We start from the raw sequence: 12,755 nt of genomic DNA on the forward strand, positions 1-12,755 counted from the left end.
GTGCAGCGCCCCTACTCGTCCTTGAATCACCGCAGTCCCAGAGACTTCGCGATGATGATTTTCATGATCTCGCTGGATCCTGCGTACAGCCGGGCAGCGCGGGCATCGACGTACGCACGAGAGATCGGGTACTCCTCCATGAATCCGTATCCCCCGAACAGCTGAAGGCATCGGTCGAGAACCCGCCCCTGGAGTTCGGTGGCGAACAGCTTGACCTTGGCGGCGTCCACAGGGTCAAGCTCCCCGCGTTCGTTAGCCATTAACGCCTGGTCGACGAGCGCTTGGCCGGCCTCTATCTCTGTGGCGCAGGCCGCGAGCTCGAATTTCGTATTTTGGAAGGAGGAGAGTTTGGACCCGAATACTTTTCGATTGGAGACGTACTCGATGGTCCGGTTCAGTGCGGCCACCGCGGCGGCCTGGCTGTTCACCGCGATCGACAATCGTTCCTGTGCGAGGTTGGAAGTGAGGTAGGCGAATCCCTGGCCTTCCTCTCCGAGCAGGTTGGCTACCGGGACCCGCACGTCGGCGAAGCTCAGTTCAGCGAGATCCTGTCCCTTGAGGCCGATCTTTTTCAGTTGCCGGCCCGTCTCAAAGCCGGGCATCCCGCGCTCGACGACCAGCAGACTCAACGCACCGCGATCCGCGCTCTCTGCCTGACGGGCGGCAACGATCAGCAGGTCAGCGTTGGCGCCGTTCGAGATGAAGGTCTTGGCGCCGTTCAGGATGTACTGGTCACCGTCGCGACGAGCGGTAGTGGTGATGCTTCGGACATCGGAGCCTGCCCCCGGTTCGGTCATGGCGAGCGCCGCGACAGCTTCACCTGTTGCGAGTTGCGGAAGCCAGCGGGCCTTCTGCTCGTCAGAGGCGTGGTGGAGATAGTAGGGCATGCAGATATCGGTGTGGACCCGCAAGCCGCCGAGAGCCAACCCTGCGTGCTGGGCTTCTTCGGTGAGGACAGCGTTGAAGAGAAAACTGTCAACGCCGCCTCCACCGAACTCCTCGGGGATCTGAATCCCGAGTAATCCGAGTTTTCCTGCGCTCGCCCAGAAGGACCTGGGTGGTGCGCCCGCGGCGATCCAGTCGTCCTGCTCGGGAAGCAATTCGGCGTAGAACCGCCGCACCGAGTCGCGGAACGCTTCGTGCTCGTCGCTGTAGATCGAACGTTTCATACGTGCTTCTTCCGGGATGGCGGTGGCCGAGCGGACGTCCGAACCGAGAGCGCGCATGCCCGTCGGCGCGCCCGCGCCGAACCACCGGTGAAAGGACTGACAGTTACGCCTCGAAGAACGCCTTCTTCGACGAATCCCACGTCTGCGCATTCAACCCACGGGTCCGGATGCGGAACTTTTCGATCTTCGCGAGCGGGTTGCGCGGCAGAGCATCAACGATCTCGTAGTATCTCGGGACCATGAAGAACGGCAGCTTCGCCAGGCAGAACTCGTACAGCTCGGCGTGATCGACCTTGGTGTCGGGAGCCAGCTCCACGACGGCATAGATGTCGTCCTCCATGACATCGCTGGGCACGCCTACCGCAGCTGCGTCGTTCACGAGCGGATGCTGACGCAGCACATCTTCCAGCTCCGCCGCCGAGACGTTCTCGCCACGTCGACGAAGCGCGTCCTTCTTCCGGCCTTCGTAGTAGAACCAGCCGTCGGGATCCAACCTTCCCAGATCACCGCTGTGGAACCAGAGGTTCCCCATCAGCTCCTGGGTGGCTTCCGGATTGCGCCAGTAGCCACTGAACATGACGTTCGTCTTCTTCGGGCGAACAACGATCTCGCCAATTGAGTCGGAGGGTACGTCGCGGTCGTCGTCGTCGACCAACCGGACCTCGAAAAGCTCGTCGTTGACGCGGCCCGCCGAGTTCGGTGGGTAAGGCGTGTCGAGGCCGCCCTTGGTGATTTGGCATGCCTCGCTCAGCGCGTAACATGTCACGATCTTGCAATCGAAGCGCTCTTCGAACTCTCGCTGAATCGTCCCCGGTACGGGAGCTGCAAAGATGGCACGGACCGGGAGCGACACGTCCTCGGGTGTGGGTGGCTGGTTGTAGAGCATGACGATCATCGAGCCCAACAGGTGCACGACGGTTGCATTGGTCTCGCGAACTCGCTGCCAGGTCCGGCTCACCGAGAACTTGGGGTCGAGAACAGTGTGTTGGCCGGTCATGATCGAGCCGACGACGCCGCATGCCTTGGCCGCGAGATGGAACAGCGGCATCGAGCCGAAGTATGTATCGTCCTCGCTGCTTTCGTACAGCGAGGTCATCTGGCGTGCAGCCGACAGGAGGTAGTTGTGACTGAATGTCACGCCTTTGGACGCTCCAGTAGTGCCAGAGGTGTAGATGACCGAGGACGCGTCTCGATAGTCGACATGTGCAGGCAGTTTGCCTCGTGACGTGTCGGCCGTCTCGAAGACATCCCAGTGCACGGCGTTCAATCCTGCCGCCCGTACCTTGGACAATCCCGCTGGATCGCCACGCAGTACTACTGTCTCAACTCCGCCGTCCTTAGCGGTTTCGCACACCGTGTCGAGGTATTGGTCGTCACACAAAAGCACTCGACTGCCAGCATTTTGCAGCGTGCGGCGAAGGAAGTCGCCGGTATATGCCGTGTTGATCGGGATATCGACAGCACCGAGGCGCGAAATGCCCAACCACCCCATGACCTGATCTGTCGAGTTCGACATCAGGAGAGATACCGAGTCACCAGTCGAAACACCCAGTTGAACAAGGCCATTGGCGTATCGGATGGAGCGGGATGAGAGGTCGGCATACGTGGCGTCAACCCCGTTGACGGTGATCGCTGTTCTGTCGCCGGATAGTTCAGCCCGCCGGTCGAGTACCACCGGCAGGGAGACGGCATCGTCCGGCCGCCACACCGCCGTCATCGCGAAACCCCAATGCAAGCAGGGCCACACAGTGCCGCATCAGACCATGACTCGTACATCGATCTATTCCTCACTTCTTGACCTCGTCTCCATCCACAGGCTCGATTGTCGAGGCGTGCAATTGACACAACACCACACGTGGAAGCCAGCGCAACCTATGTGGACAGAACTTCCCAAACCGACTGTTCTCCATTCGATCGCGCTGCGCGACCGAGGGTCTGCGTCCAACTTCGGGCGCCCCCGTCACGGTCACGCCACGCCCACAGCTTCCGAGTGAATCGCCCGAGAGCATGCTCCTGGGTGATGCCCATGGCACCGTGGAGCTGGTGCCCCCGCGCGGCCGCATCGGTGGCTACTACGTCCGCGATCGTTCGACAGACCGCGGCTGCACCCGAGCGAGCGGCAAGGTCGCGGTCGTCGGCGAGCAGGATCGCGGCGCGCTCAACCGCGCACTCGAGTTGGATGATCCCCGCACGAATGTGCGCCGACGATCCTGCGACAGTGGGTATCTGGAGTAGGGGCTTGCCGAACTGCTCCCGCTCGGCCACATGCCGCAGGCTCATGGAATGAACAGCCGAGGCCGCACCCAGAATCTCCGCACTACGCAACACGCCTGCTCGCGCACACAGTTCCGCCGGCAGATCGTGCCACCGCCCGATATCGACGAGTTCTCCGATCCGGACCACATCGATCGGCGCTCCCGCGAGATCCTCGCTTCGGGTGTCGAGATCGAGCCCCGACCCGAGGGCGACGGTTCCGTCGGCAGCGACCACGACGATCTCGTCCACCGTCCTTCCCCATGCGGCTGTCACGACATCGGAGACAGCATCCACTGTCACCAGTGCACGCGTGCGTGTCTTCACCGGTCCGATTGCATGACCCAGCACCCACGATGCGAGCACGTTGTCCACGAACGGCACGTCGAGCCCGTGTCGTGCGATCTCGACAGCGACGATCACCTCGTCGAGAAAAGTTCCACCCGCACCGCCGCTGTCCTCAGCCAGCGACACAGCGGTGAGGCCGAGTTCAACGAAGTCGCTCCAGCCCCTGAGCTGGTCCTCGGGGGCACTGGGCACAGCCGACTTGGCGGCAAGAGCCTGCACAAGAGCAATGAGGTCACGATGCTGTTCGTCCCGCATGGACTCAATCGTCGATGTACTCATGCGACAACCTCCTGCCGGGCGATGAGTGAGAGCATCACATCAGCTGCGCCTCCACGAATGGTGAAACCAGGCATCGCCATCAATGCCTGACCCACCAGGGTGTCCGGTCCGACCGAGCCGGCGGAGACGCGGCGAGCGAGGTCGACGAGGTCCTGTTCGAATCCGTTGCCCAGCAGTTTGAGGGTAGCTGCCTCCTGCACGGGCGCTGCGCCCTCGTCCATCCTTCGGGCGACCCGGTTGGCAAGACGCCGAAGCACGGCTAGCCGAGCGACGATGCGGCCGATCTCTTCGTCGAACGATTCGTCAGCCGTCTTGTTGTCTGCCAGGATCTGATCGAGGAGCGGATACGATGACAGCACTCGCTCGGGTCCGCCCCGTTCGAAGCTGAGCTGTTCGACTACTTGTTTCCAACCGTTGCCCCGACGGCCGACGATGCGGTGGGCAGGCACCACGACATCGTCGAAGACGACCTCGTTGAAATGGTGTTGGCCCGCGAGGTCCGGGATCGGTGACACGCTGATGCCGGGACTGGTCATGTCGATGATGAACTCGGAAAGCCCGTCGTGCTTCCGCTCGGCGGGGTCCGTGCGCGCAAGGACGTAGATGTGGGAGGCGCGATGGGCGTTGGTGGTCCAGACCTTGCGGCCCCGAATCACGAAGGTGCCGTCGGGAGCCTCCCGCCCGGTGGTCCGCACGGCCGCAAGATCGGAGCCTGCCTCCGGTTCGCTCATGCCCAAGCAGTACACCGATTTCGCGGCGAGCATGTCCGGGAGCAGCTCCCGGCGCAACTCCTCACTGCCGTGCCGTAGAACGGCGGGGCCGATTTGTCGGTCAGCCATCCAGTGAGCGGCGACCGGGGCGCCGGCTCGCAACAGCTCCTCCGTCGCAGCGAGACGATCTACGTTCCGTCGGCCAGCGCCGCCGTACTCGACCGGCCACGTCAGGCCGATGAGACCTTGTTCTGCGAGCGCTGCGCTGAATTCCGGATCGAATCCGCGCATCCAGTTGTCGGGACGAGGCTCGAAACGTCCCGCAGACTTCCAGGATTCCACCAACTCGCGAACCCGGAGTCTCACTTCGTTGGCGGCGTCGTCACGACCCGTGGCGAAGTCCAGCATGTCAGCGCCCCACGAACACGGGGTCGCGCCGCTCGCGGAAGGCCGACATCGCCTCACGCGAATCCTCGGTGGAGGTGACCACAGCCTGGTGCGATGAGATCAGATCGAGCGCGGCACGCAGCTCGTGGCGCTGCGCGTCTCGTACCGACCGCTTGATCATCGACACCGCGACCGGTGGCATGGCGGCGAGCCGGCGGGCGTACTCAGTCACCGCGTCGGCGAGTTCGGCGTCCGGGTGCACGTCGCTCACGAGCCCGATCTCAAGTGCCTCGGCGGCTTCGACGAAGCGGCCGGTCCACAGTAGATCGAGCGCACGGGCCGTCCCGACGATCCGCGGCAGGTAGTAGCACCCGCCGTCACCCGGCACGAGACCCACGCGCACATATCCTTCGGAGAATCGAGCCGACTCCGCCGCAATCCGGATATCGCACATGAGCGCCATGTCCATGCCGGCCCCGACCGCCGGTCCGCTGACGGCCGCGATGTAGGGTTTTGATAGCGCTTCGGCCGCGTAAGCGACCTGATGGACACGTTCATCGAGTAGCCGCTTTTCGGCGAGGGGAGTGCGTTCCCGCTCCGCAAAGGCGTCGAGGTCAACCCCCGCACAGAACGAGGCACCGGTCCCGGTGAGAACGACGACGCGGACGGCTGGGTCGGCCTGCGCCTCACGCAGCCGAGCCGACCACTCGTCGACCATCTCCAGCGTGAACGCGTTCTTCCGCTCCGGGCGGTTGAGGGTGATCGTCGCGACGCTGTCGGTGACGCGATACGTCAGTTCCTTCATCACATCCTCCACAGGTCCAACCATCAGGACTTGCTTGTCTTGCCGGCCATCAGCGGAGATACGGTCTTGAGGTAGGTGTGCTCCGGATCGAGCGCGACGGCGACGTCGATCACGTAGGGACGGTTGGAAGCGAGAGCCTCGGCGAGCGCCTTCGAGAACTCCTCGGGGGTCGAGACCCGCGAGCCGTCGGCGCCAAGTGACCGAGCGACCGCCGCGAAGTCGTACTCCCCCAGATCTGCGGTGATGCGCCGCTTGCCGAGTCCGTTGTAGACCCAGCCGAGCACGTTGTTGTTCAGGACCACGACGATGATCGGGATGTCCTGCTCCAACGCGGTCATGATGCCGTTCATGCTCATACCGAAGCCGCCGTCACCACAGACCGCGACCGCCGGCCGCGACGGGTCGACGAGTTTCGCGGCCAGAGCTGCGGGAATCGCGTAGCCCATGCCTCCGACACCGGCGGACTGCAGGTAGTTGCCTGCACCTCCGCTCTGGAAGTACCGCATCATGAACAGCCGGTTCTCTCCAGCATCGCAGGTGATCATGGCGTTGTCGGGCAGTGCGTCGTTGAGGACCTTCACCGCGCGCTCGGGCAGGAGCGGGGAGTGATCGTCGAAGCTGCTCTCGTCGTCGAACCAGCCCAATTCGTCACGCGTGGCGTGCAGCGACGTGACCCGGTGCTGGACCTCTTCCGCACTGGGGAGGTGGTCGACATCGAGTTCGGCGAGGCGGTCCAGGGTTGCGGCGATGTCACCGATGAGGCTCTGGTCGACGGGGTAGGTCCATGCCGCGTTCCGGGGCTCGATGTCGACCTGCACGATGTCCTGGCGCGTGGGGTCGATCAGGTCGAGTGACTCGTTCGCGGTGTCGGTGGGCGCAAGCTTGGAGCCGAGCACGATGATCAGATCGGCGGCGGCGATTGTGGCATTGGCGAGCGGGGTGCCGAACTGACCCGAGACACCGAGAGCCAGGTCGTGCTTCTCGCTGAAGACGCCCTTGCCGTTGCTGGAGGTGGCGATGGGCGCGCCCCAGCGGACTGCAAGGTTCTCTAGCTGTGTGTACGCCTGGCTGATGCGAACGCCGTTGCCCGCCACAATGACCGGCTTCTTCGCTTTTGCCAGGCGCGCGGCCAGGGCGGCGATGTCGCGGTCCGGGGCGGCTGGCTTGTGCTGCTCGATGTAGCGGGCGGTGGGGTAGATGATCGGAACGTTCGACGGGCCGACCTTGCTCTTGAGCGCCCGGCTCGAGAACAGCACGGCGACCGGGCCGCGCTCGCCGCTCGTCGCATGCTTGATCGCGAGCTGAACCGACTGGACAGCCTGGGGCCCCTCGGTCACCACCGTGGTGCGCTTGGTAACTCCGTCGAGGGTGGCCTTGGCGTCGAAACCGCCGTAGTTTCCGGCACCGGTCTGGTAGTAGCCATGGTGTGCGAAGGGGTGACCGTCGGTGAGGTCGGCGATGAGCAGCATTGGGGAGCTGGACAGCTTCGCTTCAAGGGTGCCCAGCAGCGCGTTTGAGATGACCCACGCGCCCTGGCCGTAGATGACACCGGGCTTGCCCGTCAGGCGCCCGTAGACTTCCGCCATCACTCCTGCAAGCGACTCCTCGCGCACCGTGACGGCACGGATCGTGTCGCGGTGCTCGTTGAGGGCGTCGAACAACATCCAGCTGTCGCCTCCGACGATCCCGAAGATCATGTCGATCCCGGCTTCCTCGAGAACGCGAGCGACTGCCTCGCTGACGCGGATGTCGGTGTCGGTGAACCGTTCGGTGGCCATGCTTCCTTCTTTCTGACGAATGTACGGTGGGGTGTCAGGGATTCGGACGGGTCCAGCGCTCGATGCCGGGGCGGGCCGCCGCGTCGACGATCTCGATCCAGATTCCGCTGTGCCGGTTGAAGTGGTAGGAAAATTCGCTCACCGTGCCGCCGTCTCCCGCCCCCGCTGCTTCCGAGGGGAATCCGAGCGCGGCCAAGGCGTCCATGGACGACACCAGATCGTCGACCCAGAACCCGATGTGGTGGGCGGGTCCGCCTTGCATATGGCGGTAGGCGGTGTCGTCGAGATACTCGACCAGTTCGATGTGCTGCCCAATTCCGCGGGAGTACGTAATCACCATGTCCCGCGGTTGCAGCCCGGCCGGGGTATGGATGGGGCCTGTCCGCCGAACGACCGGCGCCCATTCCAATCCCAGTGCCGGACCGAGGTCGGCCATGGCGGCGTCGATGCTGCCCACAATCAATCCCGTGTGGAACTGGGGACCGAGAATCCCGGTCAATGACTCAACACTCACGCCTGCATGATGTCACAACTAGTGAGACTTTGTGAAGCGCCTATCGTGTCAGCAGGAGACACCCGGCGAGCGGACCACCTCCCGCGGCGACTACACCGACTTCCGCATCCACTACCTGCCGGCCGTCCGCGTCACCGCGCAGCTGGGTAACGACCTCGTACAAATGACCGAAGGCATGCAGGCGGCCGCCCGAGAGTTGCCCACCCCCCGTATTGAGCGGCAGGTCGCCGTGCAACCCGATTCGATCGCCACCGTCTATGAAGGACCCCACCTCGCCCTTGCCCGCGAAGCGGAGCGCTTCGAGCCATAGCACCGTCAAGATGCTGAAGCCGTCGTACAGGCCTGCCACGTTTACATCCGACGGCTTCAAGTCCGTTCGGCTCCACATGTGCGCGGCCGCATCGTGTGCTGCCATGGTGGTCAGATCCTCACGCTGATCCCACGATGGCCGACCGTGGAGTGCAGTTCCCGCCGCCGCGATGTTGATGGGCTTAACGCGCAGGTCAGGCGCGACATCTGCACGGGAAATGATCACGGCCGTGGATCCGTCAGCCGGAACGTCACAGTCGAACAGGCACAGTGGCGTGGCGATCATCCTCGCCGACATGTAGTCGTCGAGCGTCATCGGGTCACGGAAGACCGCTTTGGGATTCAACGCAGCATTACGCCGACCGTTGAGTGCGATCTGCGCAAGTTGCTCACGCGTCATGCCGTATTCGTGCATGTACCGCGTCGCGTAGGGCGACATCCAGGTGACCGAGGAGATCGAACCGTAGGGCAGCATCCACTGTTGGTACGCAGGGGCCTTGGAGGTGTCGGAGGGGAGGGCGGATGCCCTCGACGGACCCATCTGACTGGTCGACTCGGTCACCGTGCGGTAGACGAGGACATGACGACACAAGCCCGCGGACACTGCCAGCATCGCGTTGACGACGGCGCCGAGCTGCCCCGGCCCCTCGAGGCCCGCATGGAACCATTGCAACTTCAAGCGAAGCGCATCTTGAACCTGTGGCACACCCGGTCCGCTGAAACCGTCAGAGACGTAGACCTCGCCTGGCCACGAGCACAGTCCGTCGATGTCGTCACGGGTCAGACCGGCGTCGGCAATGGCCCCGAGGCATGCCTCGAGCGTCAGGTCGAGACCGCTGCGCCCCAGGCGCCTGCCAACCTGCGACTGGCCGATACCCGAGATAACGGAGTCTGCTTCGAAGTTGGATGCCCGCATCCAGCCCTCCTCTTTTAGAATGATGGTGGCACATTACATGCATTTTGTGACATTCTGGCGTTATGGTTCATCCCGCTGACACGCAGAGCGCCGCCACAGGCGCCGGAGATCCGGTGACCCCGGGTGTCCCACTTCCCACGCTCACTCCGGAAACGAGGCCGTTCTTCACCGAAGGTCTCCGGGGTCAGCTTGTCATCACCACGTGCGAGGACTGCGGCTACCTGTCGCATCCCCCGGTCCCCGTCTGCTCGAGATGCCTCTCATATTCCGTTTCTCCCCAGCCGGTTTCGGGATCTGCTCAGGTCGAAGCGTTCTCGATCAACCGGTATCCGTGGCACCCCGCCTTTCCTCCGCCGTACGTCGTCGCGATCGTGTCGTTGCGCGAGCAGCAGTCGGTTCACCTCACCACCAACATCGTGGGCTGCGACCCGGAAGAGGTCCGGGTCGGAATGGACGTCGCAGTGAGATTCGACGTTCATCAGACGGCGGAGGGCGACCGCCTGGCGCTTCCCGTGTTCACTCCCGTCCGAGACTCCTGAGGAGGCTGCCATGTTCGAAGTACTGGCGTCCGTCGACGTGTTCGTCCCCTCCGCACAGAAGGCCTTCGACGTTCTACAGAACCCTCTTGGACTCTACGAACCTCGCGGAATCTGGTATCAGGACTGGCCCGAATGGGGATTTGACGCGCGTTGGTGCCGCGTCAACCTCGATCTGTCGGTAGCGCCCACACACTTCGAGATCATCGCCCCGACACCAGCCCCCGACCTCAACCTGGATCACCCACACATGCAGCGCATGTTCGAGGCACAGGGCACTCGACTGCACAAGACGCACTCGACCCCGGTCGCGGTCCTCGACGTCGACGAGATCGCGCGGCGACTCTCTCGTGTCGGTGCGACATTCCGGATAGACGAACCCGCGGAGAAGATGCCCTTCCCGCGGCTGTGGGTCGGGTACACACGGGAGCTGCCCGGAGTCTACAACCCGAGTTCGGACGGCGGACTGCACCTGGAATTTATTCCGGCACTTGGATTTCCCGTCGTCGACAAGGCCGTCCAGCCGTTGCAGGACGGACATCCCGTACGCCGAATCTCGCGCCGCTCCATCCTGGTCGACAACCTCGAAGAGACTCTTCGAACTGTTGACCGGAATCTGGGATGGTCGCCGAGCAGCGCGGTCCGGCGACGCGGAGCCGATCGTGTGGCTACCTTCACCTTCGATCATCCCAACTCCGCGGTCCTCGACGTGGTGGAGGCCGGCGAGGACGGGCCCGCACGCGACTACCGTCAGGCCTGGGGAATAGGGCCATACGGGATCTCGCTGGAGGTAGACACCCTCGAGCCTGTCGCGGCAGCACTTCACGAAGCCGGCTGGATCGACGAGCAGTTGCCACCCGGACCCATTCGACCCGACCACCGAATGACATTCGGTGCACAGTTCGACTTTCATCTGTCGGCGGACAAGGAGATCGTATGAGTACCAACGCCCCCTCGCCCATCCGATGGTCCGGTGGCGACAGCAATGACCTCGCCGGCGAGGTGTGGGGAGACGGGCAACCCGCGGTGGTCCTGCTTCACGGTGCGGGACAAACCCATCACGCCTGGGGCAACACCGGGTTGCGCTTCGCCGAGAAAGGTCTGACCACCGCCGCCCTGGATCTGCGCGGACACGGCGCCAGCTCATGGGACCCCCTGGCACGCTATGCGTTCCCGGATCACGCACGGGATTTGTCGGAGCTTCGTGCCCGATGCGCCGACCCACTGCTACTCGTTGGGGCGTCCCTGGGTGGGGTGGTGAGCCTAAAATCGGCACTCGGAGACCCGCGCGGCATACGCGCGGTCGTACTCGTCGACATCACGCCGACCATGCAGATGAACGGCGTCGCTCGCGTTGTGAGTTTTATGCGCGGCAATCCTGATGGCTTCGCCGACCTCGACGAGGCACGGGAGGCGATCCGTACGTATCAACCGCACCGGCGACGTCAGGCCAACGACGAAGGGCTCCGTCGCAATCTCCGGCACAACCCCGAAACGGGACGCTGGATCTGGCACTGGGATCCGCGCACGCTCAATTACGCCAACCCCGGCTGGTATGTCAAACAGGCCCGCGACATGAGCGCAGCGGTCCGCGCGCTCGATGCTCTGTCCATACCTGTGCTTGTCGTCCGGGGCGAGCACAGTGACGTCATCCTTCCGCGGGACGTCGAACAATTCCGTGCACTGGGGTCCCTCACCGCCGACATCACGGTGGCGGGTGCCCGTCATATGGTCGCCGGCGACGCCAACGAAGTCTTCCTTCGTGGAATTTTCGAGGCGCTCTCTGAGATTGAGCCGCGCGTGGCGAGTTGAGCTTCTTCCGCCGGCTCACAGATCTCGGTCCCGAGATGTTCCATTGCCCGTGAACCAGCAGTCGGTCTGCCCAGCACCGTGGTGCTGGGCAGACCGATCTCTTGTCACAACCGGTTGGTGGCACCCCCGTCGACTACAAGGGTCTGTCCGGTCATCCACGCCGCGGCATCGCTGCAGAGGAACAAGAGCGGTCCCACGAGGTCCTCCGGTGTGCCGTGCCGCTTGATGAACTGTGCCTGCAGCAGCTGCGTCCGACGATCTTCCGAGACGGTATCGAGCATAGCCTCGGTGGTGATCGCCCCAGGCGCAATACCATTGACAGTGACCCCGTATTCGCCGAGTTCCTTGGCGAAGCCCCGCATCAGGGATAGTAGCGCCAACTTCGTGACACCGTATACACCGCTGGAGATGTATGCAGCGCTCGACGTCTGGATCACGACACGGCCCCACCCCGCCTCCTGGAGGAGCGGCGCAAATGCCTGGGTCACCAACAGGGCGCCGTCCAAATTGACCGAGAACACCTTGCGCCAATAGTCGATGTCCACCGTCAGCTGCGGATCTTTGCGGAGATTGTGGAAGATCGCCGCATTGTTCACCACGATGTGAGCGGCACCGAACTCACTCCGCACGGTCTCGGCCAGCGACTTCGTGCTTTCGCTGCTGCTGACATCGACCTCGGCCGGTAATGCGATCCCGCCAGCGGAGGTAATGAGGTCGGCGGTCGCCTTCGCACCGTCTACGTCGATATCGGCGACCACCACCTTCGCACCCTGGCCCGCGAGACCACGTGCATACTCACGACCGATCCCGGCCGCCGAACCCGTCACAACTGCAACATGGCCCTCGTGAGGCAAAGACATTGAGACTCCCAACCTTTGTTTGGCAAAGTATTTGTTCAAAAATCGAGCGCACCTCAACTCCAGAGTCGGTGCCACCCTG

General features: G+C 63.5%; 12 protein-coding genes. 3 read left to right on the plus strand and 9 right to left on the minus strand.

What is annotated here, in order from left to right; translation table 11 throughout:
• Positions 1–26: 26 nt before the first annotated feature.
• The 8 genes from ACFU5V_RS28425 to ACFU5V_RS28460 all read right to left on the minus strand — a co-directional run bounded on the left by ACFU5V_RS28425 (position 27) and on the right by ACFU5V_RS28460 (position 9,468).
• Entirely contained in the window at positions 27–1,169 is a 1,143-nt protein-coding gene (locus tag ACFU5V_RS28425; protein ID WP_378703228.1) for an acyl-CoA dehydrogenase family protein, read from the minus strand.
• A gap of 103 nt (positions 1,170–1,272) precedes the next feature.
• Entirely contained in the window at positions 1,273–2,886 is a 1,614-nt protein-coding gene (locus tag ACFU5V_RS28430; protein WP_378703229.1) for an AMP-binding protein, read from the minus strand.
• Between the two features lie 155 nt (positions 2,887–3,041).
• Positions 3,042–4,049: an acyl-CoA dehydrogenase family protein gene (locus ACFU5V_RS28435; RefSeq protein WP_378703230.1), complete on the minus strand. Its 1,008-nt coding sequence runs from the start codon at positions 4,047–4,049 to the stop codon at positions 3,042–3,044.
• Positions 4,046–5,167: an acyl-CoA dehydrogenase family protein gene (locus ACFU5V_RS28440; protein ID WP_378703231.1), complete on the minus strand. Its 1,122-nt coding sequence runs from the start codon at positions 5,165–5,167 to the stop codon at positions 4,046–4,048. Before ACFU5V_RS28440 ends, ACFU5V_RS28435 begins: the two co-directional genes overlap by 4 nt.
• Before the next feature lies 1 nt (position 5,168).
• Complete coding sequence (locus ACFU5V_RS28445; RefSeq protein WP_378703232.1) at positions 5,169–5,951, minus strand: enoyl-CoA hydratase/isomerase family protein; 783 nt, start codon at positions 5,949–5,951, stop codon at positions 5,169–5,171.
• Positions 5,952–5,974: 23 nt separating this feature from the next.
• On the minus strand, positions 5,975–7,729 hold the full coding sequence (locus ACFU5V_RS28450; protein WP_378703233.1) for a thiamine pyrophosphate-binding protein: 1,755 nt from the start codon (positions 7,727–7,729) through the stop codon (positions 5,975–5,977).
• A gap of 34 nt (positions 7,730–7,763) precedes the next feature.
• Complete coding sequence (locus ACFU5V_RS28455) at positions 7,764–8,243, minus strand: VOC family protein (protein WP_378703234.1); 480 nt, start codon at positions 8,241–8,243, stop codon at positions 7,764–7,766.
• A 40-nt stretch (positions 8,244–8,283) separates the two neighbouring features.
• Positions 8,284–9,468, minus strand: a complete 1,185-nt coding sequence (locus ACFU5V_RS28460; protein ID WP_378703235.1) for a thiolase family protein — start codon at positions 9,466–9,468, stop codon at positions 8,284–8,286.
• A gap of 62 nt (positions 9,469–9,530) precedes the next feature.
• Here ACFU5V_RS28460 and ACFU5V_RS28465 point away from each other — a divergent pair, with 62 nt between their 5' ends.
• The 3 genes from ACFU5V_RS28465 to ACFU5V_RS28475 are packed head-to-tail and all read left to right on the plus strand — an operon-like array spanning position 9,531 to position 11,816.
• Positions 9,531–10,007, plus strand: coding sequence for a Zn-ribbon domain-containing OB-fold protein (locus ACFU5V_RS28465; protein WP_378703236.1), 477 nt, complete (start codon positions 9,531–9,533; stop codon positions 10,005–10,007).
• 10 nt (positions 10,008–10,017) lie between these two features.
• Complete coding sequence (locus ACFU5V_RS28470) at positions 10,018–10,944, plus strand: hypothetical protein (RefSeq protein ID WP_378703237.1); 927 nt, start codon at positions 10,018–10,020, stop codon at positions 10,942–10,944.
• A complete protein-coding gene (locus ACFU5V_RS28475; protein WP_378703238.1) occupies positions 10,941–11,816 on the plus strand; it encodes an alpha/beta fold hydrolase in 876 nt (291 codons plus the stop codon). Before ACFU5V_RS28470 ends, ACFU5V_RS28475 begins: the two co-directional genes overlap by 4 nt.
• A 104-nt stretch (positions 11,817–11,920) precedes the next feature.
• Here the strand turns inward: ACFU5V_RS28475 and ACFU5V_RS28480 are convergent, their stop codons facing one another.
• A complete protein-coding gene (locus ACFU5V_RS28480) occupies positions 11,921–12,676 on the minus strand; it encodes an SDR family oxidoreductase (protein ID WP_378703239.1) in 756 nt (251 codons plus the stop codon).
• Positions 12,677–12,755 lie beyond the last annotated feature (79 nt).

The organism is Rhodococcus sp. NPDC057529, assembly GCF_042802055.1.
Taxonomy (GTDB): Bacteria; Actinomycetota; Actinomycetes; order Mycobacteriales; family Mycobacteriaceae; genus Rhodococcus_F.